Here is a 24,027-nt window from a genome sequence, read left to right as displayed (position 1 = left end):
TTGTCGCACGAGATAATCCAATTGGATTTGCGATTGCAATGCGGCTTACGCTGCCCGCCAGAAGTCGAATAATCGACCTTTCAAGGGAGAGAGTGATGCAGCGACCGCTTCGTGTATTGGCGTTTCTGGCAGCCTTTGGAATGTCGGCGCTCGGCGCCCAGGCTCAGGATTTCCCGAAGATCAATCTCAAGGTCTCCGGCGGAAATCAGACGCAGAACCTGTTCCAGAAGGTCTACAAGCCGTTCTTCACCGAGATGCTCGCGGCAAAGACGAACGGCGCGATCACCACGACGTTCGGATCGCTCGAGGAGCTCGGCCTACGCGGCCCCGAGGTGCTGCGCCTGTTGCGGCAGGGCGTATTCGACATCTCCGAGGCGACGATGTCCTACATGGCGGGCGAGGATTCCCGCTTCGACGGCCTCGATCTGCCCGGCGTGACCGTCGATATCGTCACGCAGCGCAAGGCTGCCGACGCCTTCCGCCCCGCGCTCGCCAAGGCGCTCGAGGCGAAATACCACACCAAGCTGCTCAGCATGAGCCCGGTGGCGGCTCAGATGTTCTACTGCAAGGGCGAGATCACGGGGCTGGATTCGCTGCGCGGCAAGGCGGTGCGGACCTTCAACCGGGCAATGTCGCAGATGGTCGAGGGCGCCGGCGGCTCTTCGGTGAACGTTCCCTTCGCCGAAGTCATCCCGGCGATGCAGCGCGGCGTCGCCCAATGTGCGGTGACAGGCACGTCAGCCGGCAATACCGCACGCTGGTGGGAGGTGAGCGACCATCTCTATGCGCTGCCCATGGGCTGGTCGATGACGTTTTTCGGCGCCAATCTGAGCAGCTGGGCGAAGCTCGATCCGAAGACCCGCACCTTTCTCGAACAGCAGTTCGCCGAATTGGAGGATCGCATGTGGGTGCAGGCCGGCAACGACATCCAGGACGGCGTGAACTGCAACACCGGTCTCGGCCCCTGCAAGGACGGCATCGAAGCCAGTTCCAAGATGAAGTTCGTCACCGTCTCCGAGCCGGACAAGGCGGCAGCGCAGAAGATCCTGCGCGAGCGGATCCTGCCCGATTGGGCCAAGCGCTGCGGCACCGAATGCGTCACCGAGTGGAACGCGACGGTCGGCAAGGTCGCGGGCATCGAGGCCAAGGCGCAGTAACCCGCGGGCTTTTCGGGGCAGATTGCCATGAACGCATTTCACGCGATCGTCGCGGCCATCTCGCTCTGGATGGCCCGCATCGGCGGCCTGATGCTCGTCGGATCCTCCGTGGTGATCACCATGGAGATCCTGGCGCGCAAGGTGATCCATATCCCGTTCAGCGTTGGCACGGAGCTGTCGAGCTATGCGCTCGCCATCTCCGCGAGCTGGGCCTTCAGTTACGCCTTGTTGAACCGCGCCCATGTCCGGATCGACGTCATCAGGAACTGGATGCCGCCGCTCATCAGGTTCGCCCTGGATGTCCTCGCGCTCGGTGCGCTCGGCGCCGTCGCACTCATCATGGCTTGGTTCGCCTGGGACACGGTCGATACCTCGTGGACCCTCGGTGCACGCGAGAACACCTCGTTGGGGACATTGCTGGTCATCCCGCAAGGGCTCTGGTTCGTCGGGCTGGTCTGGTTCGCCTTCGTCTGCATGGAGCAGCTCGCTCTCGTCGCGCTCGCCCTCATGCGAGGTGACCGCGCAGCCGCTGCCGCAATGGTCACGACACCCGATGTCGCCGATGAAATCGAAGAGGCGCTCGACGCCGTCGACGCGCAACCCGTGATCCAGAGATAATCGGCCATGGTCCAGACCTCGCTCGGCCTCCTCATCCTCCTGCTCGGCCTCAGCATTCCCGTCGGCGCCGCGCTTCTGCTTCTGGCATTGTCGCTGGGGGCGGCGTTCTCGCCGATGCCGATCTATCTCGCCATGGGCGAGGTCATCTGGTCGGCCTCGACCAATGCCATCCTCGTCAGCGTGCCGCTCTTCGTGCTGCTCGGGGAGATCCTGCTGCGCTCGGGCATGGCGGATCGACTCTATCGCTCGATGAGCCATTGGCTCGCCTGGCTCCCGGGCGGGCTGATGCACGCCAATATCGGTGCCTCGATGGTGTTTGCGGCGACTTCGGGCTCGAGCGTGGCGACGGCCGCGACCATCGGAACCGTCGCGACGCCGGTGATCAAGACCTATGGTTATGGCGAGAGACTCTTCCTCGGCACCATTGCCGCCGGTGGCACGCTCGGCATCCTGATACCGCCATCGATCAACCTGATCATTTATGGCTGGCTGACGCAGACCTCCGTGCCGCAGCTCTATCTCGCCGGCTTCGTGCCCGGGATCGTGCTCGGGCTGATCTTCATGGCGACGATCCTGATCTGCTGCCTCGTCCGGCCGGAATGGCGCGGCCGCGCGATCGAAACCTCCTGGAAGGAACGCCTTGAGAGCCTGAGCGGACTTGTTCCTCCCGGGTTCATCTTCGTGATCGTGATCGGCAGCATCTATGCAGGCTTCGCGACTCCGACGGAATCGGCTGCACTGGGCGTCGTCGTGGCGATCGCGTTGGCGGCGATCAACCGCAAGCTGTCCGTCAGGATGATCCTCGAAGCGCTGGATGGCACGATGCGGACATCCGCCATGATCATGCTGATCGTGGCATCGGCTTTCTTCTTGAACTTCGTGCTGTCGGCGATCGGCCTCGTTGCCGCGCTGAACGGCTTCATCACCGGCCTCGGGCTGGGGCCGATGGGCACGCTGGTCGCGATCATCATCTTCTATCTCGTTCTCGGCTGCTTCATGGAGCCGCTGCCGATGATGATCGTGACGATCCCGATCATCGTCCCGGTGGTGGTGCAAGCCGGCTTCGACCCGGTCTGGTTCGGCATCATGGTCGTCCTGCTCTGCGAGACCGCGATGATCACGCCGCCGGTCGGGGTCAATCTTTATGTCGTGCAGGGGGTGCGAGGGCGCGGCGTCATCAGCGACGTCATTCTCGGCGTTCTGCCCTTCATCGGAAGCCTGCTCCTGATGATCGTCCTGATCATCGTCGCCCCCGACATCGTCATGTGGCTGCCACGCCTGATCGGCGCGCAGTGACCCTCGTCCAACGCCTGATCTTCAATTCGGAGAATGCTGTGAGCTACCCGCGAACCGTGACAATGCGTGGCAAGTCGATCGAGATCACCGACGCCAAACGTGCCGCCCGCATCGCCGAGATGCCGGAGATCGAATGGATCAAGGATCGCGACCTGCGCGACAAGGTCATCGATGCCTGGGTTGCAGCGCTCGAAGCCCATGGCTTCACGCAGATCGGCGACATGAAGCCATCGGGCAATTACGACTCGAACCCGCTCCTGACCGGCACGCAATGCGACCATATGCGCTCGGTTTGCCGCCTTGCGGTCAAGACGGCCGAGGAGATGGCGGGCCTGTTCCCCAATTTCCGCTACGATCGCGATATCCTGATCGCGGGCGCGCTCTGCCACGACATCGGCAAGGTCTGGGAGTTCCAGCCCGACAACGTCAAGCGCTGGAAGGCTGACTCATATGCCGTCGGCTTTCCGTCGGTGCGCCATCCCGGCTACGGGGTGTTCATCTGCTTCGCCATGGACCTGCCCGAGGCCGTCGCTCATATCGCCGCGGCGCATTCTGCCGAGGGGGAACTCCTCGAGCGCAGTCTCGAGAATACGATCGTTCATTGGGCCGATGTGACATTCTGGAAGACCGTGGAGGCCGGGCGCCAGTTTGCTGCCACGGACACCTGGCTCGACGGCATGACCGGAGGCGTCAGCGGGCAGCCAAAATCTGCCAAGGCTTGATCGCACAAGGACCCCGCCGCTTCGGCAGGCGGGGTTTCGGCGAATTCACGCGAGCCTGTCGAAGCTGTCGGCGCGGGCGGCGTCCCAGTTGCGGCGATAGAATGCGTGCTCGCACTCTCCGGAGGTGAGTTCGCCGGGCTCCAGAAAGACATGGAGATCGGAGAACAGGCGAATTTCGGTCGCGCTGACGCGGCGGACGAGGTGGTGAGGACCCAGATCGGACGGGTGGGTGAGGCCGGCTGCGGCCAGCATGTCCGCCAAAGCCTTGAGGGTGTTCGCGTGGAAGAGGTGGACGCGCTGTGCCTTGTCGGGAACGACAAGCGCCCGCTGACGAACCGCATCCTGGGTCGCGACGCCCGTCGGGCAGCGATTGGTATTGCAGGACAGCGCCTGGACGCAGCCCAAGGCAAACATGAAACCGCGCGCCGCATTCGTCCAGTCCGCGCCGATCGCCAGCGCGCTGGCGATGTCGAAGGCGCTGACGATGCGCCCTGCGACGCCGATTTTCACCCTATCGCGCAGCCCCGCGCCGACGAGGACGTTATGAACGAACAGCAGGCCTTCGCGCATCGGCAGGCCGATATGGTCGCTGAACTCCACCGGTGCGGCGCCGGTGCCACCTTCGGCGCCGTCGACGACGATGAAGTCCGGCACGACGCCGCTTGCCAGCATCGCCTTGACGATGCCCATGAACTCCCATGGATGGCCGAGGCAAAGCTTGAAGCCGACTGGCTTTCCGCCTGAAAGCGCGCGCAACTGCGCTATGAAGCCCATCATTTCGAGCGGTGTCGAGAATGCGCTGTGGTTCGACGGCGAGATGCAGTCGAGCCCAACCGGAACGCCTCGTGTCTCGGCAATCTCGGGGGAAACCTTCGGCGCCGGCAGAATGCCGCCATGGCCGGGCTTGGCTCCCTGGCTCAGCTTGATCTCGATCATCTTCACCTGGGCGTCGGCCGCCTGGCGGGCGAAGCGGTCGGGATCGAAATTCCCCTGCTCGTCGCGGCAGCCGAAATAGCCGCTCGCAACCTCCCAGACGATGTCGCCGCCCCCGGCGCGGTGATAGGGGCTGATGCTGCCTTCGCCGGTGTCGTGGCTGAAATTCCCCAGACGCGCCCCGGTGTTCAGCGCGCGGATCGCGTTGGCGGAGAGCGAGCCGAAGCTCATGGCGGAGATGTTGAAGACCGAGGCCGAATAGGGCTGTCGGCATTGGTCGTTGCCGATGGTGATGCGGAAGCTGTCGGGATCCGCCACCGGCGCTGGGCGCGTCGAGTGCCCGATGAATTCGTAACCCTCTCGATAGACGTCGAGCATGGTTCCGAAGGGGTGGTCGCCGGCGATGCCCTTGGCCCGGCGATAGACCAGCGAGCGTTGCGATCGGGAGAACGGGGCGGCTTCCTCGTCAGCCTCGAAAAGATACTGGCGCAACTCGGGACGGACCAGTTCCGCGAACCAGCGGATATGGCCGATCACCGGATAGTTGCGGCGGATCGCGTGCCCGGTCTGGACAAGGTCCCATAACCCGACGAGCGCCAGAAGAGCCGCGAGCATCCCCGGGACCCATAGCCAGTGATACCGGAAGGCCAGGGGAAGCGTCGAGAGCGCGACCAGAAGGCATAATGTGAGCGTCGTGAACCGACTCAATCGCAATGTCATATCGAGAACCCGTCCGAACAGCAGCGGACCGTTGTAGCCTCGGCGCATCGCCATGGCGAGTTGGCTGAACTGAGCGGCGGGACCTGAAAGGCTGGGGGCCCCAGCCTTTCAGGTCCCCGTCGCAAGAGGATAAACTTGCACCCCCAAACATAGCTTCGGAAGGGACCGGCTCCCTGGCGCGCCGCCGTTCGGAGCGATACTTCCGATCAGCATCGCAGATCGTCAAAGCGGCGGCCTTTTCGGATAAACCTTCAGGCCGCACGTGCCGCTTGACTCCTCTCAAAAAAAATAAATTATAATTTATAATATTGGAGGAGCCGGTGTTGAAGATTTCTCGACTCAGAGCCATTCAGCTCGAAGCGCGGTTTGCGGATGTGTTCGGCGGGATCGACAAGGTGCCGGCGGAATTGCTGGCCCCGGCCGCCCATTTTCGGCGCATCCCGCGCACCGGCCAGGTCGCGACGCTCGTCGTCGTGGAAAGCGATGACGGGGCGATCGGCTATGGCGAGGCTTTCGGTCTGCCCCATGCCGGTGCTGCCACTGCGATCATCAACGGTGTCATCGCTCCAGCGCTGATCGGGGCGACGATCGCCGATCCCAGGGAGATGCTTGGCGATCTGGAGCGCTATTTCACGGCGATGGGCAGCACGCGCGGCCCGGCGATCGAGGCCCTGAGCGGCGTCGACATCGCCTTGTGGGATCTGAAGGCGCGGACCGCCGGGCTGCCTCTGGCGACGTTGCTCGGTGGCTCTCCGGGGCCGGTCGCGACCTATGTCAGTCCGGTCGGATTCCAGGATCACCCCGACAAATCGGCGCGCGCGGCGCGTGCCTATCTCGATCAGGGCTATACCGCCATCAAGCTCAAGGTGGGCCGCGGCCTTGCGACCGACATCGAGCACATCGCCGCCGTGCGCGGCGAGATCGGGCCGGGCGCGGCGCTCTATCTCGATGCCAATTGTGCCTATGACGTCGCGACGGCGATCACGGTCGCGAAGGCGCTGACCCCTTACGATATCGGCTGGTTCGAGGAACCCGTGCCGCCCGATGATCCGCAGGCGCTGGCGCAGGTTCGCAAGGCCTCGCCCGTGCCGATCGCGGCCGGTGAGAACGATTTCACGCTGGACGCTCATGCAAGGCTCGTCGCCGCCGATGCGGTCGATTTCCTGCAGCCCAACATCTCGCGTGCCGGTGGCGTGTCCGGGCTGATGGCGATCGGCGCGCTCTGCGCGCGCTCCGGCATCCGCATGGCGCCCCATGGCGTTGGCACCTGCGTCGCTGTTTCGGCAGCCGTGCATACCTGCCGGGCCGCGCCCGCCGTCCATGCCTATGAGGCGAACCGCCTGCTGAATCCGCTGCGTGACAACATGGCGGTGCGCCCGCTCATCACCGAAGGCGGACAGCTCGTCGCCCAGGATACCCCCGGTCACGGCGGCGAGCCGGATCTCGGGCGTTTGTCCCGCTATGCCGTGAACGGCCTGGGGGAGACAGAGGAGCGGGCCCATGTCCATCTTGGTGCGTAGCCCCGGCGACCTCGGTGATCTCGTCGGCAAGCCCGGCGAGACGCTCGCCGAGACCTTGCGGCGCACGCTGCTCGACATGATCGTGTTCGGCTATTTCGAGCGGGGTGCGCGACTTTATCCCGAGAAGCTCGCCGAACATTTCAACGTCAGTCTGACGCCGGTGCGCGAGGCCCTGATGCGGCTCGCGGCGGAAGGCTTCATCGAGGTCATCCAGCGGCGCGGCTATCATATCCGCGATCCCGATGCCAAGCAGGTCCTGGACCTCTGGCAGGTGCGGCTGGCGATCGAGCTGATGGCCGGCGAGCTGATGATCGAGCGGCTCAGGGACGGCACGCTCGACGGCACGGCGATCGACCGGATCGAGGAGGTCCAGCGCCGTCTCGAAGTCGATCCGCAAGCCATTTCGCACAAGGATCGGCACGAGCAGAACGCGAGCTTCCACCATCAGATCGTGGAGCTGAGCGGCAATGCGCTGCTGCTCTCGACCTATCGCGGCATCCAGATGCAGGTGCTCAACGCCTGGATCCAGCGCGGCATCGAATCCTGGCGCGGGCGGCACGCCTCGGAGGCCGTCGAGCACCGGGCGATCCTCGCGGCGCTGCGCGACCGCAATCCGAACGACTACGCCAAGGCGGTGCGCGCCCATCTCGGCCGCTCGCTCAAGGATGCGCTGGCCGATCTCAAGGCCCGCAATCTGATCGAAGAACTCGCACAGAGCCGAACCTAATTGGCCATATTTTCGGGGAGGAACCCATGATGAAGAGACGTCAGCTTTTGAACACGCTCGCGGCTTTCGGCTGCGTGCTGGCGAGCGCATTGATTCCGCAGGCCCCGGCCTCGGCGCAGACGAAGACGATCCGAATGTGGACGTTCCTGAGCGCGACCGGGACGTCGCCGCGCGAGGTCGCTCTGGCGCAGATCATCAAGAACTACGAGGCTGCGAACCCCGGCACCAACATCGTCGTCGAGACGCAGGTCTGGGATCAGATGACGCCGAAGTTCCTGGCCGCCCATCGCGCCGGCAATGCGCCCGACATCAGCTGGGTCGTCACCGATTTCCTCGGCGACGCGATCGGCTCGGGTTCGCTGGCGGACCTCAACGAGCTGTTCATCGGGAAATGGCCGGCCGAGCAGGTCAAGGACCATGCCAGCGCCTATTGGGACCTGACCAAGAAGGGCAACAAGCAATACGCGATGTTCGCCTCGCCGAACTACATCTCGATCGTCTACCGGGCGGACCTGCTGAAGGCCGCCGGCATCGACCCGGCCTCGATCAAGACCTGGGACGACCTCCGCATCGCCGCGGAGAAGCTGACGGTGAAGAATGCCGCCGGCCAGGTGACGCGCTATGGCTTCGCCCAGGGTTTCAGCGAGCAGCAGGCCGACCCGCACATGATGATTCCCTATCTCCTCGGCGAGGGGGAGCAGCTGTTCAAGGCCGACGGCAAGGCCAATTTCGCGAGTCCCGCAGGCGTCGCGGCCATGACCTTCGCGACCGATCTGATCAAGAAATACAACGTCTCGCCGGCTCAATCGGCGACCTGGACGGTGGATGATCTGTTCGAGCAGTTCTCCTCCGACCGCGTCGCGATGATCCAGGGCCCGAGCGTGCGCGTCTCGACGCTCCAGGCCAAGCTCGGCAAGGAGAATGTCGGCCTGATGCTCTGGCCCGGGAATGGCAAGACCGCTCATTCTCCCGCCGTCATGGCCGGCTGGGCCGTCGGCGTCTGGTCCAAGGGCACGCAGAAGGCGGAGGCCGGCAGGTTCGTCGACTACATGCTCGGGGCGGAAGCCGAGAAGATCTGGGTCACTGTCGGCGGGCAATCGCCCCTGATGGCCTCGACGGCCAAGGCCGTAGCCTCCTTCGTCGACCAGCCTGGCAACGGCTATATCCGCGTCGCCGCCGAGGGCGCGAGCAAATATGGCTGGCTGACCCCGATCGAGTTCAATGTCGGCGGCTACCGTCAGGCGCTGAACAAGGCGACGCAGCGCATCATCGTGGAAGGCGTTTCCGTCAAGGCGGCCCTCGAAGAGGCGGAAACCCGCTTCAATCGCCAGAACAATCGCTGACGTCACCCGGGCGGAGCCCAAAAGGCTCCGCCTTCGACCGGGGATCGCTCTTGATGACGATGTATTCGCGCCTCACCGGCGTCAACTACGTGCTGCCTGCGATGGCGCTGCTGATGCTGGTGCTGTTCTCGCCGGTCCTCTACGGCTTCTGGTTCAGCCTGTTTCGCATCCAGTACGGCGCGCCGACGGACTTCGCCGGGTTGGAGAACTACGCGCGACTGCTCGACGACCCCGTGCTTGCGGCCACGCTCGAGCGCAGCGCGGTGTTCACCTGCGCTGCCGTCGCGCTGACGCTGGTCATTGCGCTCGCTCTGGCGGTCTGGATCAACCGGCTCGGCCAGCGGCTCGGCTTCGTCGTCCAGATGATCGTCATCCTGCCCTGGATCATCTCGACGGTGGTCGCCACCCTGCTGTTTCGCTGGGTGTTCGTGAGCGATATCGGGCTGGCGGGGTCGCTGGTCCGGATGGCGGGCATTGCCGACATGCAGCTCCTCAACAGTCCCGGCAGCGCCATGGCCCTGCTGATCGGCGTCTCCGTCTGGAAGCGGCTCGGCTATGCCGTCATCATCCTGCTCGCGGGGCTCAAGGGCATTCCCGAGGACTATGAGGAAGCCGCCAAGATCGACGGCGCCAACCGCTGGCAGATCTTCTGGCTGATCGTCCTGCCCTTGCTGAAGACGCCGCTGCTGCTGGTGACGATCGTGTTGACCCTGTCCAATCTCAACACCGTCGAGACGCCGCTCGTCCTGACCGGCGGCGGGCCGGGCGACGCGACGCGCATCCTGCCGATCGAGGTGTTCGAGCGCGCCTTCGTCAATTTCGACCTCGGCTCCGCCACTGCGCTCGCGCTGGCGATGTTTGCCGGCAACATTATCCTCGTCCTCGCCTATGTCCGCCTCGCGAAGTGGAAGGCGTGATGAGCACCGCGTCTTCCGCCTCGCATCCCAGGCCGGTCGCCGTGCAGCAGGCAGCCGTGCCGGGCCGGTCCCGCATCGTCCTGCCCGGCATGCTGGGCCTGGTGATCGCCGGCCTGTTCGCGGTGCTGGCCGGCCTCAACCTGCTGCCGCTGTTCTGGGGCGTGCTGACCTCGCTGAAATCGCAACCGGACCTGTTCAGGACACCTCCGGTCCTGCTCGACTTCATCCCGACGGCCGAAAACTACCAGCGCGTCGTCGACAGCGGCTTTCTCGGCAACATGCGGGTCAGCGTGTTCTACAGCGTGCTGACCGTGGCGAGCGTGCTGGCGCTGGCCCTGCCGGCCGCCTATGCCTTCGACCGTTTCGACTTCCCGTTGCGCCGGGCGCTGTTCATGCTCGTGGTTGCGAGCATTCCGCTGTCGCTGGGCGCAGCCGCGCTGCTGATTCCGAACTATCTCTATTTCACGCGCCTCGGCCTGACCAATTCCTGGTTCACGCTGCCGCTGATCTACACCGCCTATCAACTCCCGATGGCGATCTGGATCGTCAAGGGCTCGCTCGAGAGCATCCCGCGCGAGCTCGACGAGGCCGCGATCATCGACGGCGCCACGCATTTCCAGATTCTGACGCGCGTGATGCTGCCCTTGACGCGCCCGGCACTGGGGGCGGCTGGTGTGCTGACCTTCGTTGCCTGCTGGAACGAATTCGTCGCAGGCTCGGTGATGGTCGACACCCCGGCGCTGCGGCCGATTCAGCCTGCGATCTACAATTTCATCGGCTATTTCGGGCGCGAATGGGGGCCGCTGACGGCGTCCGCGACGCTGGCCATCCTTCCCATCCTCATCGCATTCGCCCTGCTCAGCCGCCTGATCGTGTCCGGCCTGACCAAGGGCTCGGTCAAGGGCTAGACATGCACAGCGTTCTGAACATCGGCTGCGACGAAGCCGATATCGTCATTGCCGCCGCGGCGGGAGAAGCGGCGCGGATGGGCGTGCCGCAGAACATTGCGATCGTCGATGCCGCCGGCCACCTCGTCGCGTTCCGGCGCATGGACGGCGCCAAGTTTACCTCGATCGAGATCGCGCTGGCGAAGGCCTTCAGCGCGTCGGGCGCGCAGGTCGAGACCAGGGCGATCGCCGCGCGCACCCTGCCGGGCGAGCCCGGCTTCGGTCTCCAGAACCTGCATGGCGGGCGCTTCACCACCCTCGCGGGCGGGATACCGCTGCGCATCGGGGGGCAGGTGGTCGGCGCGATCGGCGTGAGCTCCGGCTCGACGGTCCAAGACCAGCAGGTCGCCGAAGCCGGAGCCGCTGCCTTCGAGGCGCTCGGGCTCTCCGCCTGATCCGCGCATGTCTTCTGTCTACGCAAGCATCGTGAGCCAAATCATGTGGGATGTCATCATCGTGGGCGGCGGTTCGGCCGGCTGCGTCCTGGCCAATCGCCTGTCAGCCGATCCCGCGCGAAAGGTCCTGCTGATCGAGGCCGGGCGCGACCTCAAGCCCGGTGAGGAAGGCTCTGCGATCCTGGACACCTATCCCGGCAAGGCGGCCTTCGACCCCCAGAACCACTGGCCGGACCTGATGGTCCAGACGCAGCCGCATCTGCACAATGCCGCGAACCGGCCGCCGCTCAAGCGCTACGAGCAGCCGATGCTGATCGGCGGCGGCTCCAGCATCAACGGCCAGATCGCCAATCGCGGCACCCCGGACGACTATGACGAATGGGGACAGGCCGGCGCCTGGGGCTGGGACTGGAGCTCGGTGCTGCCCTATTTCATCAAGGCCGAAACGGATCTCGACTATGCGGGGCCGCTTCACGGCAAGAACGGGCCTATCCCTGTGCACCGTATCCCGCGCGAGCGCTGGCCGGCCTTTTCCATCGCGGCCGAGGCTGCCATGGAGGCCCAGGGCTATCCCGACATCAAGGACCAGAACGGCGCCTTCGGCGACGGCCATTTCGCGATCACGCTGTCCAATAACGGCCAGCACCGCGTCTCGACCGCGATGGCCTATCTCGATGCCGCGACCCGGCGCCGGCCCAATCTGACGATCATGACCGATACCCAGGTCCTCTCGCTGGCGATGGAGGGCAGGCAGGTCGTCGGCGTCGACATCGCCCGAGGGCGCGGGCAGGAGCGTCTTGCGGCGCGGGAGGTCGTAGTCTCGTCGGGCGCCATGCATTCGCCGGCTCTCCTGATGCGCTCCGGCATCGGCCCGGCGGCACATCTGCGCTCGCTCGGCGTCGAGGTCCATGCGGATCTGCGTGGCGTCGGCGCCAATCTGCAGGAGCACCCCGGCATCTCGCTCTCGGGCTATATCAAGCCGGCCGCGCGGCTGGGCAATTCGACGCGCCGGCACATCCATGTGGGCATGCGCTACAGCTCCGGCGTCGAGGAATGCGGGCCCTCGGACATGTTCCTGATGGTTGCGGCGAAGTCGGCCTGGCATCCGCTGGGCCCCCGGATAGGCACGATCATCTCCTGGATCAACAAGGCGCATTCGCGCGGCGCGGTGCGGCTGGTCTCATCGGATCCGCGCAAGGAGGCGACTGCCGACTTCAACTATCTCTCCGACTATCGCGACCTCCAGCGCATGGGCGCAGCCGTACACCTGATGGCCAGGCTCTTCGCCACCCGCCCGCTGGCCGATATCGTCGAGATGCCGGGCGCTTCGAGCTATAGCGGCTTTGCCAAGTCGCTGGGCCGGCAGACGCTGCGCAACTACCTGATCACAGCGCCGATCGCGCTCGCCATCGATGCCCTGCCGCCGCTGCGAAAGCTGTTCTTCCAGCGCGCCGTCTCCAGCGGCATCAGCCTGCAATCGCTGCTCAACGAGCCGGATATCCTCGAGGCCTATGTCAAGGCCCATGCCTTCGGCCAATGGCATTGCTGCGGCACCTGCCGGATGGGCGCGGCCGATGATCCCGATGCGGTCGTCGACGGAGCGACGGGGCGCGTCCACGGCGTGGGCGGCCTCAGCGTCGTCGACGCATCGATCATGCCGACCGCGCCGCGCGCGAACCTCAACCTCCCGGTGATCATGATCGCGGAGCGGATGGCGGATCTGATAAGGGCGCGGTCGAGCTAGGCCGCGAGCGCGCGCGGGAGCACGCGCCACGCATCCTGATGCGCCGTCAGGCTCGCGACAATTCGGTTGCGACCAGTGCCCCGATCGCCGGCAGGAAGCTCTCGTCCTCGGCGATGGCCTCGCCCTGGGTGAAGACGGTGAGCCGGAATTCCTGCCCCGCAGGCAGGATCGCGCGCAGCGTGTCATGCCGGCGGAAGGAGGCGCGGTCGTCACCAAGCCAGCGCGTGCGGCCGGCCTTGGACCAGATTTGCGTGCCCCGCGGCAGCGCATCGCCGAGATAGCCGAGGAGCTGATAGATGCCGCGACCACGCTCGGGATGATCGGCATCGCGCGCGAGATGGTCGCGGATGGCGGCAAGGCGCGCCGGCGGCAGGAGGGCGGAGTCGCTGAAGATCTCGTGCATCAATCGCGCCATCGCGATCGGCGTCAGGCAGTTGTGCCCGACGTGCGAGCGGTCGAGCGCGATCTTCTCCCGGCCGTAGCGCAGGTCGTCCATCAGCTTCTGGTTGAGATTGATGCCGGCGAGTTCCGGCCAGCCCAACCCGACGAAGATCCGGTTGATCTCTTCGCGGCGCTCGCACCAGGCATCCATCTCGGCGTCATTCAGCAGCGTATCGCCGGTCGTGCCCGTCAGCAGGTCGATGATGTAGTTCGTCGCGGAGTTCGACGACCACAGGATCATGTCGCGCATGGCGCGGTCGAGCTCGCCATGGGCGGAGAGCTGCCCGCCCTCCAGCCGCAATTGCGCGGCGAAGAGATGGAACACCTTCACCAGAGAGCAGGGATAGGCGCGCCAGTCCGGCCGGAGAGCGGCGCCCTCGGGCTTGCCGCCGGGCTCCGGCGCCGGCCGGGTCAGGACATAGGCGAACTGCGTGAAGGGGACGCTGCGCGCGGCATAGATCGGGGCGGCATGGGCCTCGATCAGGGCGCCGATCCGCTTGAGGTCGGAACTGTCGGTGAAGAAGCTCATGGTCGTCTCGCAAGGCAGGTCGGTCGGTAGGATGGGTCAGCCCTTCGGGCGCAGCGCGGTGTCGAGGCCCTCGCCGATCAGGGCGAAGGTGACGCCGGTGTATATGATGGCGAGGCCGGGAGCGGTCGCGATCCACCAGGCGTCAAACATGAACTGGCGTCCGTCGGCGATCATCAGCCCCCATTCCGGGGTCGGTGGCTGGATGCCGAGGCCGAGGAAGGAGAGCGAGGTCACGGCCAGGATCGTCAGCACGACATCGGCCATGGCGTAGACGATCGACGGCGTCACGGCGTTGGGCAGGATATGCGCGGCGATGATGCGGGTATCGGTCGAGCCGAAGCTGCGCGCCGCCTGCACATATTCGAGCTCCCGCAGCACCAGCACCTCGCCGCGCGTGATGCGGGCGAACGAGATCCAGTTCACCAGCAGGAAGGCGAGATAGAGATTGGCCTCGCCCGGCCCGAGCACGCCGACGATGGCGATCACCAGCACATGGAAGGGGAAGGCCCAGAAGATGTCGGTGATGCGCATGATCACGGTGTCGACCCGTCCGCCGACGAAGCCCGCCAGCGCGCCGATCGCGATGCCCAGCAGCGCCGGGGCCATGACGCAGATGAGCGCGACCCGCAGATCGACCAGCCCGCCAGCCATCACCCGCGAGGCAACGTCGCGGCCGAGATCGTCGGTGCCGAGCCAGTGTGTGGCGGAGGGCGGCTGCAGCGTGTTGCCGTAATCGACCAGGAAGGGGTCATGCGGCGTCCAGACTTGGCCCAGCCCGACGAGCAGGGCGAGCAGCAGGAGCATGACGAGGCCGACGAGGAGCGTCGGATCGAGGCGGCGCTTGCTCATCGCTTCAATCCAGCCTGATGCGCGGATCGGCCAGCGCATAGGCGATGTCCGTCGCGAGGTTGATCAGGACCACCAGCACGGCGAAGACGATCGTCAGCCCCTGGATCATCGGGTAGTCGCGGGCGAAGATCGACTCGACGAAGAGCGAGCCGAGGCCAGGCAGCGCGAAAACGGTCTCGATCACCACGGTGCCGCCGATCACCCAGCTGGTATGGGCGCCGAGCACCGAGATCGAGCTGATCAGCGCGTTCGGCAGCACATGGACGCGCATGGTGCGTCCCATTGCGTTGCCCTTGGCGCGAGCGGTGGTGACATAGTCCGAACCGAGCACGTTGAGAATGCCGCTGCGCAGGCTGCGGATCGTCAGGGAAGCCGTCGCCAGCGCGATCACGAAGGCCGGCAGCGTCAGGTGATGCAGGCGCGAAAACAGGCCGGTGCCGTAGCCCGAGGTTGGAAACAGCGGCACCCCGATGGCGAGGATGACGACCAGCACGAGCCCGAGCCAGAAGGAGGGGATCGCGAGCAGCACCGTGAAGACGAGCTTGACCAGTACGTCCGGCGCCCGGTCGCGCTTCACCGCCGACCACAGCGCCAGCGGGATCGTCAGCACCACCGCGATCACGGTCGAGTAGGCGACGAGCCAGAGCGTCGCCGGCAGGCGTTCCAGCACCAGCGAGATCACCGGCTGGCCGTAGACGACCGACCGGCCAAGGCTGCCGGACAGGATGTCGCCGAGGAAGAGCAGATATTGCCGCCACAGCGGCAGGTCGAGCCCGAGCCGCTGCTTCATCGCAGCGATCTCGTCCGCCCCGCCGCGGGCGCCGAGCAGCAGCGTCGCCGGGTCGCCCGGCAACGCCCTGAGCAGGAAGAAGCAGGCCAGCGTGATGCCGAACAGCACCGGGATGAGCTGGACGAGCCGCTTGAGGATATAGGTCAGCATGGCAGCGGGCCTGGGGGCAGGGCGGCCGGAGGCCGCCCCGTCCTCACTTCAGCTTGACGTCTTCGAGGCGGAAATTGCCGGTCGGCAATACCTCGAACCCGCTGACATTACTGCGATAGGCGTAAGGCGTGCCGGGATAGAACAGGAAGATCGACGGCGCCCCGTCATGCGAGAGCTTGACCATCTCCCTGAACATCGCACCGCGCTCCGGCCCGTCCCTGGTGGCGCGCTCCTTCGCGTAGAGCTCGTTAACGCGCTCGTTCTTCCACTCGGTGTGGTAGGCGTTGGCGCGCTCCGGATTGACGATCAGGAAGCCGGCCATCTGGTCGGGGTCGATCGTGTCGCTGGAGGCGTAGGAGACGGCCATCTCGTAGTCGCCGGCCTTGGTGGTCGACCAATGCGTGCCGCCTTCGACGAGGCGGATCTCGGCGGTGACGCCGATCTGCGCGAGCGCGCTCTGCAGCGCCTGGCCGAGCTGGCGATGCAGCGGCCGGCCGGAATGCACCAGCAGCGAGGTCTTGAAGCCGTCGGCATAGCCGGCTTCCTTGAGCAGCGCCTTGGCCTTGGCGACGTCATGCGCATAGGGCTTCAGGTCGGGATCGGCATAGGCCATCAGCGGCATCGGCGAGTTCGCGACCTTGCCGGCGCCGTAGAGCAGCGCCTTGACCAGCCCTTCCTTATCGATGGCGTAGTTCAGCGCCTGGCGGACGCGGACATCGTCGAAGGGCTTCTTCTTGGTGTTCAGCAGCACGAAATCGGTGCGCAGCACGTTGGCGACGGCGGTCTTGATCGTGCCGGCGCGGCCGAGGCTCTGCATCTGGTTGAGCGGGATCTCGACGGCGGCGTCGATCTCGCCGGCCTGCAGCTTCAGCACGCGGCTGTTGCCCTCGGGCAGGACCATGATCTCGGCGCCGTCCAGGCTCGGCTTGCCGGCCTGCCAGTAATGCGCGTTCTTCTTGAGCGAGAGCGCCTGGCCCTTGTTCCAGGCCGCGACGGTGAAGGGGCCGGAGCCGATCGGCTTCTCGAAGAACTTGTCGGGAGCGGCCTCGAACGCCTTCTGCGGCAGGATCGCCGAGGAGAACAGGGCGAGGTTGTTGAGCAGCGGGGTGAACACGGTCTTCAGCTTGAGCACGACCGTGCGCTCGTCCGGCGTCTCGATGGCGTCGATGCCGGAGAAGAAGCGCTTCCAGCTCGACGCGTCGCTGCCGGCGCGCTTGAGCGAGAAGGCGACGTCGGCGGCGGTGACGGGGGTGCCGTCCGAGAACTTCGCCTGCCTGAGCTTGAAGCTATAGGTCAGGCCGTCATCGCTGACCGTCCAGCTTTCGGCGAGACCGGGCTCCAGCTTGCTGGCATCCGTGCTCGGGCGCAGCAAGGTGTCGTAGATCAGGAGCTGCGCATAGATCGACGGGTTGTCGCTGGTCGCGATCGGGTCGAGCGAGACGAGGTCCTGCGTCTGCGCCAGCTTGAGAACGCCCTGCGCGAAGGCGCTGGAGGGCGCGATGGTCAGAGCCGGGCCGAGGATGGAAAGCGCGAGCGCGGCAGCCGATGCCATGGAGCGAAACGTGGTCATGGAGATCCCCTGATCTTGGCCGCTCTGCCGGCGGCAGCTTGCAACCTCCCACGGGCGCGCCTAGTCTCGCAAATGAAACATTCGGCAAGTTTATCAACCAAACGGAATAGCCTGGATGAGGCTCGGCGCGCTGCAGGTGATCGATGCCTTCGTCCGGCTTGGCGGCACCGGTGAAGCGGCCCAGGCCCTCGGTGTCAGCCAGTCCGCCGTGATCAAGGCATTGCGTCTTGCCGAAAGGGAGCTCGATCTCAGCCTCGTCGCGATCGTCCAGGGCCGGCTGACGCCGACGCCCGAGGCGCTGGAGCTGCATCGGCTCGCGCGCCCGGCCTTCGGGGCCTTGCGCCGGGCGCACCACGAAGCCGACATGATCCGCGTCGGCATGGCCGACCGCCTGCGGATCGCGACGGTGCCGGGATTGGCGCACAGCATCCTGCCGCCGGCCATCGCCGGCGCACGCCGTGATCTGGCCGATCGAGCCGCCGTCGAAGTGATGTTCGACCATGTCCGCGACCACCTCAGCGCCAATGAGGTCGATCTCGCGATTTCCTACGGCCCGATGGCGACCGAAGGATTGCGCGACATCGTGCTGCGCTGCAGCCCGCTGGTCTGCGTGCTCGACGAGGCTCACCCGCTCGCCGGCCACGACAGGCTGGCGCGCGACAATCTCGAAGGCCAGCGCCTGATCAGCTACGGGCCCGACGGCATCAGTCTGGCCGACAGCTTTCAGGACGCGCTGGGGCGAATTGGCCTGTCCGACCGGATCGCGATCACCGTGCGCCATACCGACAGTGCCTGCCATCTGGCGCGCGAGGGCGTCGGCATCGCCGTCGTCGACGGCTTCGTCATCAGCAGCGGCCTGACGCAGGGGCTGGCGGTGCGTCCGCTCGACGAGAGCCCTCTCGTCACGGCCTTTGCGCATCACCGCGACGGCGCACCGCTGGACCCTGCGGCGCACGTCCTGCTCGAACATCTCGTGGGAGATGGCGCATGAAGGCCTTGACGCCATCGCACGCGACGGTGCTGCGCGCCGTCGATCGTTGCGGCACCACCGTCGAGGCCGCGCGCCAGCTCCATCTGACGCAATCGGCCGTCAGCAAGATCATCGCCCGCAGCGAGGCGACCCTCGGCATCCCGGTCTTCGATCGCAGCGACGGTCGGCTCGTCCTGCGCCCTCAGGCCCGCGGCCTGATGTCGGCGTTGGGCCATGTCGAGGACGAATGGCACATCTTGCGCGCAGCCGTCGGCGATCTGCGGTCCGGGCGCGCTTTGCCGCTGCGGATCGCTTCGACGCCCAGCATCGGCCAGGGGCTCATCGCGCAGGCGATCAGGCGACTGGTGACGGAATATCCCCACGCCCGCATCGAGCTGATCATGGGCGATGCACCGACGGAGCTGTCGAAGGGCGCGGCCGATCTCGGCGTGATGTTCTCGCCCCGCGTCACCGACGACATCGCCCTGACGCCTTTCGCCCAGGCCTCGATCATCGCCCTCGTTCGCGCGGACGATCCGCTGGCGCGTCGCGGCCGGGTCAGCTTGCCCGAGCTTCGGGAGCACCGGCTGATCTGCTTCGATCGTGAGAAATCGCCGCTGGGCTGGCTGATCGCGCGCGCTCATGAAAAGGCGGGTCTCGACTATGCACCCTTCATGACCGTGCCCTACAGCATTTCCGCCGCGCATCTGCTGGCACGCCAGGGCGATGTCATCCTGATCGACAGCCTGCTGACGCAGGCCCAGCGCTTCGAGGGGCTGGTCAGGTTGGATGTGACGCCGGAACTGCCGATCACCATATGCCTGATGACGGTGCGGAGCCGGCCCCTGGCCCGTCTGGCGGCGCGTTTCGTCGAGATCCTCGTCGAGGGGCACGGCAGCGGGCTGCTCCCGGGGACCGGCGCGCCAAGCAGCGAACCCTGACGGTCGGCTTACGTTGCGGTTGCGCAAAGGCTTCTGCCGGTGACAGTCAGTCGGAATGCCGATTCTCAGCGACATCCCAGCCGATATCCGGCGCGCGGCCTGCGCCTTTCACGAAGCCGGCCATATTATCGTCGGCTGGCATCACCGGCGCTACATCACGCATGCCTGGCTGCGGCCGCCTTATGGCTCCTCCGGCGAGACCTGTTTCGAGCCCTACAGCCGAGGATTCCAGAGCGGCAATCCGATCGATCTCCGGCGCGCGGAGATCGAGATTACGATCCTTTCCGCCGGGTATTGCGGCGAGATGATCTACTGGAACGAGGAAGGCTTGAAATGGTATCCGGGTGAGATCGCCTCCCATGAGGACGATCTCCAGCAGATGACGCCCTATATCGCGCTGCTGCAACCGCCGGATGAGGCTGTGCTGCGGGCCCGCTGCGCCAACGCGGCGACGGCCATTCTCTATCGCCCGGCGATGCTGGCGGCCCAGGCAGCGATCGCTCGGCGATTGTCCGATCGACGCCGCATCGATCGCGACGAGGTCGACGCGATCATCGGGCGCGCAAACGGCTGAGAGCCGTCGCACGCCCGAGGTAATGTCCGGCCGTCAGGCCGCCTTCTTGCCGGCGTCGAAGGGGACCTCAATATCGACGGCGAGCGTCGAGACCTGGGCGCCGCGCTCCATCCGGACGCTGACCTTGTCGTCGTCGATCTGCATGTGCTTGGAGATCGCGCGCAGGATTTCGTCGCGCAGCTTGCCGAGCAGATCGGAATTGCCGGCATTGCTGGCGCGCTCATGGGCCAGCAGGACCTGCAGCCTTTCCCGGGCGGCAGGAGCCGAGCGGGCGCGGGAGAAGAGACGAAGCAGTTTCATGCCGCCTTCCTTCCGAAGAACTTGCCGAAGAAGCCGCGCTTCTCGCCGGGGACCGAGACGGGGAGAGCCTCGCCCTTGAGCCGGCGCACGGCGTCGAAATAGGCCACGGCAGGCGCGCTGCCCTGGTCCGCCAACGTGACGGGCGAGCCGATATTGGAGGCGCGCAGCACGTCCATGCTCTCGGGGATGATGCCGAGCAGCGGGATCGACAGGATTTCGAGGACGTCGTCGACCTTCAGCATGTCGCCACGCTCGGCCCGGGCCGGGTCGTAGCGGGTCAGCAGCAGGTGCTTCTCCATGTGCTCGCCATTCTCGGCCTTGACCGTCTTGGAATCGAGCAGGCCGATGATCCGGTCTGAATCGCGCACCGAGGACACTTCCGGATTGGTCACGACGATCGCGATATCGGCATGACGCATCGCCAGCGTCGCGCCGCTCTCGATGCCGGCCGGGCTGTCGCAGATGACCCAGTCGAAATTCACCTTGAGCGCACCGATCACCGCCTCGACGCCCTTGGCCGTGAGGTTCTCCTTGTCGCGGGTCTGCGAGGCCGGCAGCAGGTAGAGCGTCTCGACCCGCTTGTCGCGGATCAGCGCCTGGGTGAGCTTGGCCTCGCCCTGGATGACGTTGACGAGGTCGTAGACCACGCGCCGCTCGGCACCCATGACCAGGTCGAGATTGCGCAGGCCGACATCGAAATCGACGACCACGACCTTGTCCCCGCCCTGGGCGAGCGCGGCGCCGAGCGCGGCCGACGATGTCGTCTTGCCGACGCCGCCCTTGCCCGATGTGACGACGATGACCTTGCCCATTGACCGCTCCTTGATGATTGTTGATGCCTTCGCCTCAGGCGAGCGCTTCGACCTTGAACGCTTCGCCGTCGAGCCAGATCTGCACGGGCTTGCCGCGGAATTCAGGGCCCATGTCCTCGGCCGTCTTGTAGTAGCCGTCGATCGCGATCAGCTCGGCCTCGAGCTTGCGGCAGAAGATGCGCGCCGCCGCATTGCCCATCGTGCCGGCCATCGCCCGCCCGCGCAGGGTGCCGTAGACATGGATCGAGCCGCCGGCGACGATTTCGGCGCCAGAGGCGACCGAGCCGATGACGGTGACGTCGCCTTCGAGGAAGACCAGCGACTGGCCCGAGCGCACCGGCTGCGTCACGATGATCGAGGGCACGGCCTTGGGCAGATCCGGCATGACCGGCTCGGCGACCGCCAGCTCAGCCTTGGCCGCCTCGGCCGCGGCGGCCGGAGGCTCGAAATCGGAGGTCGGGCGCCCGTCGGCCATGGCCGGCGGCAGATCGGAGCCGAGCAGGGCAGGCGAGGCGCCCTCGATGCCCATGATCCGTACCTGGCGTGAGCCGAGCTGGCTGACGAAGGTCCGCAGCTGCGCCCGGTCGATCTCGAGCCCGGTGATGTCGAGCACGACGGGGCGCCGCAGGAAGAAGCCGGCGGAGCGCGAGGCGAGGTCGTCGAGCCGCGCCAGCCAGTCCTCGAAGGGCAGCTCCGGGGTCAGCGTCAGCGCAAGATAGGACCGCCCCTTGAGGCGGATGGGCCGGGGTTGAGTTAACACGTCGGTTATCTTGGTAAATTTTCGGTTGCTTCGGTGTATCGAGGAAATGGTTAACAGAGGGTAAACTGCGCCTCCGAAGAGGCTCTCTCGACACGCTCCGAGGGACGCTGTCCACACGTCATTGGCGGGGCACGGAGCCGGCCAAAACGGCGCAAAATTGGGTGCCGTCATGCTCGCCCTTGTGGCGAGCATCCACGTCTTGAATGCTGCATTTTTGATGAGGGAAGGCGTGGATGGTCGGGACAAGCCCGACCATGACGGGAGCGATGCGACGGAGTGATTCCGTCGGTCGATTCTACCCCTGAAACACTTCCGGATAGGCGTAGAGTCCTGGCGCGCCGCCCGTATGCCAGAAGACGACGGTCTCGTCGGGGCCGATGGTACCGCCCCTGACCAGCGCGATCAGTCCGGCCATCGCCTTGCCGGTATAGACGGGGTCGAGCAGGATGCCCTCCGTCCGCGCGACTAGCTCGACCGCTTCGATCATCGCTGGCGTCGGCTGGCCATAGCCGGGGCCGACCTGCGAATCATCGATCTCAAGCGCGACCTGCTGGCCCCGCTGCCGGCCTTCCAGCGCATAGATGTCATTCACCAACCCGGAGACGATGGCACCTGCCTGCTCGGACGAGCGCGAGACGCTGACGCCCTGCACGCGGCAGGCAAGCCCGGCATCCTCGACGCCGGCGAGAATGCCGGCATGGGTGCCGCCGCTGCCCGTCGGCACGACGATATGGTCGATGCCGCAATCCACGGCCTTGGCTTGCCCGGCCAGCTCCAGAAGGGCGTCGCGATAGGCGAGGCTGCCCAGCGCATTGGAGCCGCCGACCGGGATGAAATAGGGGCGTTTCCCCTGCGCCGTCAGCCCGGCCATCGCCTCGTTCGCGATGGCGGTCGCATCCCCGCCGGCCGGAAGCAGGCGGATCTCGGCTCCAAAAATCTGGTCGAGCAGCCAGTTGCCGTTGGTCCGGTAGGATTCGCTGCGATTCGCCACCGAATCGGTCAGCAGCAGCACGCAGGCCAGACCGTTGCGGGCGGCTGCTGCGGCGGTCTGGCGGGCATGGTTGGATTGGATCGCGCCCATGGTGACCAGCGTGTCGGCGCCCTGATTCAAGGCCTCCGCGACGAGGTATTCGAGTTTGCGCACCTTGTTGCCGCCGCCGGCGAAGCCGGTGCAGTCGTCGCGCTTCATCCAGATCGAGGGGCCCTTGTCCTCGCGGGCGAGGGCCTGCGACAGGCGCGGGAGTTGCTCGAAGGGCGTCGGCAGCAGCGCCAGTCGGATCGTCTCGGGTCGGGTCATTCCGGCAGGCTCCCAGCTTCGTTGCCGTCGTTAGCGGGAACAGCATAGCGCGGCGCTGGAGATTCGCCGGGCGTGCGAACGCATGCCCGGCGTGCAATCCCGGCTTGAGGCTACAGCCGCCGCGACAGGCGCGGATCGAGCCGGTCCCGCAGGCCGTCGCCGAGCAGGTTCACCGCCAGCACGACGAGCGCGAGCGCGATCGCCGGGCAGAAGATCGTCCAGGGCGCGCGGGCGAGATAGAGCCGGCTCGAGGCGATCATGTTGCCCCAGCTCGGCACCTCCGGCGGCACGCCTGCGCCGAGGAAGGAGAGCGAGGCCTCCACCAGGATCGCCGAGGCGCAGATATAGGTCGCCTGCACGATCAATGGCGCGATCGTGCTCGGCATGATGTGCCGGAACAGGATGCGCGGTGTCTTCGCGCCGCAGGCTCGCGCCGCCTCGACGAAGGGCAGTTCCTTGACGCTGAGCACGATCGAGCGGACGAGCCGGACGACGCGCGGCAGCTCCGGAATCGAGATCGCCGCGATGACGATGCCGATGCTGCCCTGGTTCAGGGAGACCATGGCGATGGCGAGCAGGATCGCGGGAATCGCCATCAAGCCGTCCATCAGGCGCATGACGATCGCGTCGAACCGGCGATAATAGCCGGCGAAGAGCCCGATCGTCAGGCCGATCAGGATCGAGATCGTCGCGACGCTCAGGCCCACGATCAGCGAGACACGGGCGCCGTAGACGGTGCGTGCGAAGACATCCTGGCCAAGCTGGTCGGTTCCGAAGCGCAATTCGGGGGAGGGCGGTTGCAGGCGCCGCGTCGGCAGCTTCAGCATCGGATCGCCCGCGATCAGGGGCGCGATGATCGCGATGCCGACGAAGAAGATCAGGATGGCGGCGCCGATCAGCATCGTCGGGTTGCGGCGCGCGAACCGGCCGAAGCGAGCCAGACGGTTGCCCGGGGCGGGCGCAGGGACGGTCGAGGTATCGATTGCGGTCATCGGTCTCGCCTCC

The 24,027-nt window shown here is 66.0% G+C and carries 24 protein-coding genes; 14 read left to right on the top strand and 10 right to left on the bottom strand.

Annotation, left to right across the window (positions count from 1 at the left end):
• The first annotated feature begins 95 nt into the window (after positions 1 to 95).
• Genes ASE61_RS17480 through ASE61_RS17465 form a run of 4 tightly spaced genes read left to right on the top strand, consistent with a single transcriptional unit; the run spans position 96 to position 3,793 of the window.
• Positions 96 to 1,157 (top strand): TRAP transporter substrate-binding protein, encoded by a 1,062-nt coding sequence (locus tag ASE61_RS17480; RefSeq protein WP_162260117.1) that lies wholly within the window; start codon positions 96 to 98, stop codon positions 1,155 to 1,157.
• A gap of 27 nt (positions 1,158 to 1,184) precedes the next feature.
• Positions 1,185 to 1,775 (top strand): TRAP transporter small permease subunit, encoded by a 591-nt coding sequence (locus ASE61_RS17475; RefSeq protein WP_061968993.1) that lies wholly within the window; start codon positions 1,185 to 1,187, stop codon positions 1,773 to 1,775.
• A gap of 6 nt (positions 1,776 to 1,781) precedes the next feature.
• On the top strand, positions 1,782 to 3,071 hold the full coding sequence (locus ASE61_RS17470) for a TRAP transporter large permease (RefSeq protein ID WP_061968991.1): 1,290 nt from the start codon (positions 1,782 to 1,784) through the stop codon (positions 3,069 to 3,071).
• Positions 3,072 to 3,109: 38 nt separating this feature from the next.
• A complete protein-coding gene (locus tag ASE61_RS17465) occupies positions 3,110 to 3,793 on the top strand; it encodes an HD domain-containing protein (RefSeq protein WP_200959655.1) in 684 nt (227 codons plus the stop codon).
• Between the two features lie 45 nt (positions 3,794 to 3,838).
• Here the strand turns inward: ASE61_RS17465 and ASE61_RS17460 are convergent, their stop codons facing one another.
• Positions 3,839 to 5,446 carry an FMN-binding glutamate synthase family protein gene (locus ASE61_RS17460; RefSeq protein ID WP_061969174.1) on the bottom strand — a complete coding sequence of 536 codons (1,608 nt, stop codon included), beginning with the start codon at positions 5,444 to 5,446 and terminating at the stop codon, positions 3,839 to 3,841.
• A 323-nt stretch (positions 5,447 to 5,769) separates the two neighbouring features.
• Here ASE61_RS17460 and ASE61_RS17455 point away from each other — a divergent pair, with 323 nt between their 5' ends.
• Genes ASE61_RS17455 through ASE61_RS17425 form a run of 7 tightly spaced genes read left to right on the top strand, consistent with a single transcriptional unit; the run spans position 5,770 to position 13,039 of the window.
• Entirely contained in the window at positions 5,770 to 6,966 is a 1,197-nt protein-coding gene (locus ASE61_RS17455; protein WP_156407137.1) for a mandelate racemase/muconate lactonizing enzyme family protein, read from the top strand.
• Positions 6,947 to 7,693, top strand: coding sequence for a GntR family transcriptional regulator (locus ASE61_RS17450; protein ID WP_061968987.1), 747 nt, complete (start codon positions 6,947 to 6,949; stop codon positions 7,691 to 7,693). Before ASE61_RS17455 ends, ASE61_RS17450 begins: the two co-directional genes overlap by 20 nt.
• Before the next feature lie 26 nt (positions 7,694 to 7,719).
• Complete coding sequence (locus ASE61_RS17445) at positions 7,720 to 9,036, top strand: ABC transporter substrate-binding protein (protein ID WP_082617502.1); 1,317 nt, start codon at positions 7,720 to 7,722, stop codon at positions 9,034 to 9,036.
• Between the two features lie 53 nt (positions 9,037 to 9,089).
• Positions 9,090 to 9,953, top strand: coding sequence for a carbohydrate ABC transporter permease (locus ASE61_RS17440; protein WP_061968984.1), 864 nt, complete (start codon positions 9,090 to 9,092; stop codon positions 9,951 to 9,953).
• Positions 9,953 to 10,861 (top strand): carbohydrate ABC transporter permease, encoded by a 909-nt coding sequence (locus ASE61_RS17435; RefSeq protein WP_061968982.1) that lies wholly within the window; start codon positions 9,953 to 9,955, stop codon positions 10,859 to 10,861. Before ASE61_RS17440 ends, ASE61_RS17435 begins: the two co-directional genes overlap by 1 nt.
• Positions 10,862 to 10,863: 2 nt before the next feature.
• Positions 10,864 to 11,295 (top strand): GlcG/HbpS family heme-binding protein, encoded by a 432-nt coding sequence (locus ASE61_RS17430; protein ID WP_061968980.1) that lies wholly within the window; start codon positions 10,864 to 10,866, stop codon positions 11,293 to 11,295.
• 31 nt (positions 11,296 to 11,326) lie between these two features.
• Entirely contained in the window at positions 11,327 to 13,039 is a 1,713-nt protein-coding gene (locus ASE61_RS17425) for a GMC family oxidoreductase (protein WP_244492891.1), read from the top strand.
• 46 nt (positions 13,040 to 13,085) lie between these two features.
• On the opposite strand, the gene ASE61_RS17420 is transcribed toward ASE61_RS17425, so the two are convergent.
• From ASE61_RS17420 to ASE61_RS17405, 4 genes are read right to left on the bottom strand one after another with little or no spacing between them, the layout of a single operon-like run.
• Positions 13,086 to 14,009: a serine hydrolase gene (locus ASE61_RS17420; RefSeq protein ID WP_061968976.1), complete on the bottom strand. Its 924-nt coding sequence runs from the start codon at positions 14,007 to 14,009 to the stop codon at positions 13,086 to 13,088.
• 36 nt (positions 14,010 to 14,045) lie between these two features.
• Positions 14,046 to 14,858 (bottom strand): ABC transporter permease, encoded by an 813-nt coding sequence (locus ASE61_RS17415; RefSeq protein WP_061969172.1) that lies wholly within the window; start codon positions 14,856 to 14,858, stop codon positions 14,046 to 14,048.
• Between the two features lie 4 nt (positions 14,859 to 14,862).
• Entirely contained in the window at positions 14,863 to 15,798 is a 936-nt protein-coding gene (locus ASE61_RS17410; protein ID WP_061968973.1) for an ABC transporter permease, read from the bottom strand.
• 43 nt (positions 15,799 to 15,841) lie between these two features.
• Positions 15,842 to 17,368: an ABC transporter substrate-binding protein gene (locus ASE61_RS17405; RefSeq protein WP_061968971.1), complete on the bottom strand. Its 1,527-nt coding sequence runs from the start codon at positions 17,366 to 17,368 to the stop codon at positions 15,842 to 15,844.
• Positions 17,369 to 17,483: 115 nt separating this feature from the next.
• On the opposite strand from ASE61_RS17405, the gene ASE61_RS17400 reads away from it, so the two are divergent.
• The 3 genes from ASE61_RS17400 to ASE61_RS17390 are packed head-to-tail and all read left to right on the top strand — an operon-like array spanning position 17,484 to position 19,853.
• The gene (locus ASE61_RS17400) at positions 17,484 to 18,359 is read left to right on the top strand and encodes a LysR family transcriptional regulator (protein WP_061968969.1); all 876 of its coding nucleotides are present in this window, start codon (positions 17,484 to 17,486) and stop codon (positions 18,357 to 18,359) included.
• Complete coding sequence (locus ASE61_RS17395; protein ID WP_061968967.1) at positions 18,356 to 19,279, top strand: LysR family transcriptional regulator; 924 nt, start codon at positions 18,356 to 18,358, stop codon at positions 19,277 to 19,279. Before ASE61_RS17400 ends, ASE61_RS17395 begins: the two co-directional genes overlap by 4 nt.
• Before the next feature lie 55 nt (positions 19,280 to 19,334).
• Entirely contained in the window at positions 19,335 to 19,853 is a 519-nt protein-coding gene (locus tag ASE61_RS17390) for a hypothetical protein (protein ID WP_061968965.1), read from the top strand.
• Between the two features lie 33 nt (positions 19,854 to 19,886).
• Here ASE61_RS17390 and minE read toward each other — a convergent pair whose 3' ends face one another.
• From minE to ASE61_RS17365, 5 genes are all read right to left on the bottom strand, one after another.
• Complete coding sequence (minE, locus tag ASE61_RS17385; protein ID WP_061968964.1) at positions 19,887 to 20,153, bottom strand: cell division topological specificity factor MinE; 267 nt, start codon at positions 20,151 to 20,153, stop codon at positions 19,887 to 19,889.
• Positions 20,150 to 20,965: a septum site-determining protein MinD gene (gene minD / locus ASE61_RS17380; RefSeq protein WP_061968962.1), complete on the bottom strand. Its 816-nt coding sequence runs from the start codon at positions 20,963 to 20,965 to the stop codon at positions 20,150 to 20,152. The genes minE and minD overlap by 4 nt, the downstream gene beginning before the upstream one ends.
• A gap of 34 nt (positions 20,966 to 20,999) precedes the next feature.
• A complete protein-coding gene (minC, locus tag ASE61_RS17375) occupies positions 21,000 to 21,734 on the bottom strand; it encodes a septum site-determining protein MinC (RefSeq protein ID WP_061969170.1) in 735 nt (244 codons plus the stop codon).
• 286 nt (positions 21,735 to 22,020) lie between these two features.
• A complete protein-coding gene (locus ASE61_RS17370; protein WP_061968960.1) occupies positions 22,021 to 23,022 on the bottom strand; it encodes a D-cysteine desulfhydrase family protein in 1,002 nt (333 codons plus the stop codon).
• Between the two features lie 110 nt (positions 23,023 to 23,132).
• The gene (locus ASE61_RS17365; RefSeq protein ID WP_061968959.1) at positions 23,133 to 24,014 is read right to left on the bottom strand and encodes an ABC transporter permease; all 882 of its coding nucleotides are present in this window, start codon (positions 24,012 to 24,014) and stop codon (positions 23,133 to 23,135) included.
• Positions 24,015 to 24,027 lie beyond the last annotated feature (13 nt).

It is taken from the genome of Allobosea sp. Root670 (genome assembly GCF_001429415.1).
GTDB classification, from domain to species: domain Bacteria; phylum Pseudomonadota; class Alphaproteobacteria; order Rhizobiales; family Beijerinckiaceae; genus Allobosea; species Allobosea robiniae.
Note: the sequence above shows the minus strand (reverse complement) of the source record. Positions and strands in the feature narration are given on the sequence as shown.

Excerpts from the sequence above, each read along its gene's own strand:
- ASE61_RS17430 (WP_061968980.1), top strand. The coding sequence starts at position 10,864 with ATGCACAGCGTTCTGAACATCGGCTGCGACGAAGCCGATATCGTCATT.
- ASE61_RS17365 (WP_061968959.1), bottom strand. The coding sequence starts at position 24,014 with ATGACCGCAATCGATACCTCGACCGTCCCTGCGCCCGCCCCGGGCAAC.
- ASE61_RS17395 (WP_061968967.1), top strand. The coding sequence starts at position 18,356 with ATGAAGGCCTTGACGCCATCGCACGCGACGGTGCTGCGCGCCGTCGAT.
- ASE61_RS17370 (WP_061968960.1), bottom strand. The coding sequence starts at position 23,022 with ATGACCCGACCCGAGACGATCCGACTGGCGCTGCTGCCGACGCCCTTC.
- ASE61_RS17435 (WP_061968982.1), top strand. The coding sequence starts at position 9,953 with ATGAGCACCGCGTCTTCCGCCTCGCATCCCAGGCCGGTCGCCGTGCAG.
- ASE61_RS17405 (WP_061968971.1), bottom strand. The coding sequence starts at position 17,368 with ATGACCACGTTTCGCTCCATGGCATCGGCTGCCGCGCTCGCGCTTTCC.
- ASE61_RS17440 (WP_061968984.1), top strand. The coding sequence starts at position 9,090 with ATGACGATGTATTCGCGCCTCACCGGCGTCAACTACGTGCTGCCTGCG.
- ASE61_RS17480 (WP_162260117.1), top strand. The coding sequence starts at position 96 with ATGCAGCGACCGCTTCGTGTATTGGCGTTTCTGGCAGCCTTTGGAATG.
- minE (WP_061968964.1), bottom strand. The coding sequence starts at position 20,153 with ATGAAACTGCTTCGTCTCTTCTCCCGCGCCCGCTCGGCTCCTGCCGCC.
- ASE61_RS17470 (WP_061968991.1), top strand. The coding sequence starts at position 1,782 with ATGGTCCAGACCTCGCTCGGCCTCCTCATCCTCCTGCTCGGCCTCAGC.
- ASE61_RS17410 (WP_061968973.1), bottom strand. The coding sequence starts at position 15,798 with ATGCTGACCTATATCCTCAAGCGGCTCGTCCAGCTCATCCCGGTGCTG.
- ASE61_RS17475 (WP_061968993.1), top strand. The coding sequence starts at position 1,185 with ATGAACGCATTTCACGCGATCGTCGCGGCCATCTCGCTCTGGATGGCC.
- ASE61_RS17445 (WP_082617502.1), top strand. The coding sequence starts at position 7,720 with ATGATGAAGAGACGTCAGCTTTTGAACACGCTCGCGGCTTTCGGCTGC.
- ASE61_RS17400 (WP_061968969.1), top strand. The coding sequence starts at position 17,484 with ATGAGGCTCGGCGCGCTGCAGGTGATCGATGCCTTCGTCCGGCTTGGC.
- minD (WP_061968962.1), bottom strand. The coding sequence starts at position 20,965 with ATGGGCAAGGTCATCGTCGTCACATCGGGCAAGGGCGGCGTCGGCAAG.
- ASE61_RS17450 (WP_061968987.1), top strand. The coding sequence starts at position 6,947 with ATGTCCATCTTGGTGCGTAGCCCCGGCGACCTCGGTGATCTCGTCGGC.
- ASE61_RS17460 (WP_061969174.1), bottom strand. The coding sequence starts at position 5,446 with ATGACATTGCGATTGAGTCGGTTCACGACGCTCACATTATGCCTTCTG.
- ASE61_RS17390 (WP_061968965.1), top strand. The coding sequence starts at position 19,335 with ATGCCGATTCTCAGCGACATCCCAGCCGATATCCGGCGCGCGGCCTGC.
- ASE61_RS17415 (WP_061969172.1), bottom strand. The coding sequence starts at position 14,858 with ATGAGCAAGCGCCGCCTCGATCCGACGCTCCTCGTCGGCCTCGTCATG.
- ASE61_RS17420 (WP_061968976.1), bottom strand. The coding sequence starts at position 14,009 with ATGAGCTTCTTCACCGACAGTTCCGACCTCAAGCGGATCGGCGCCCTG.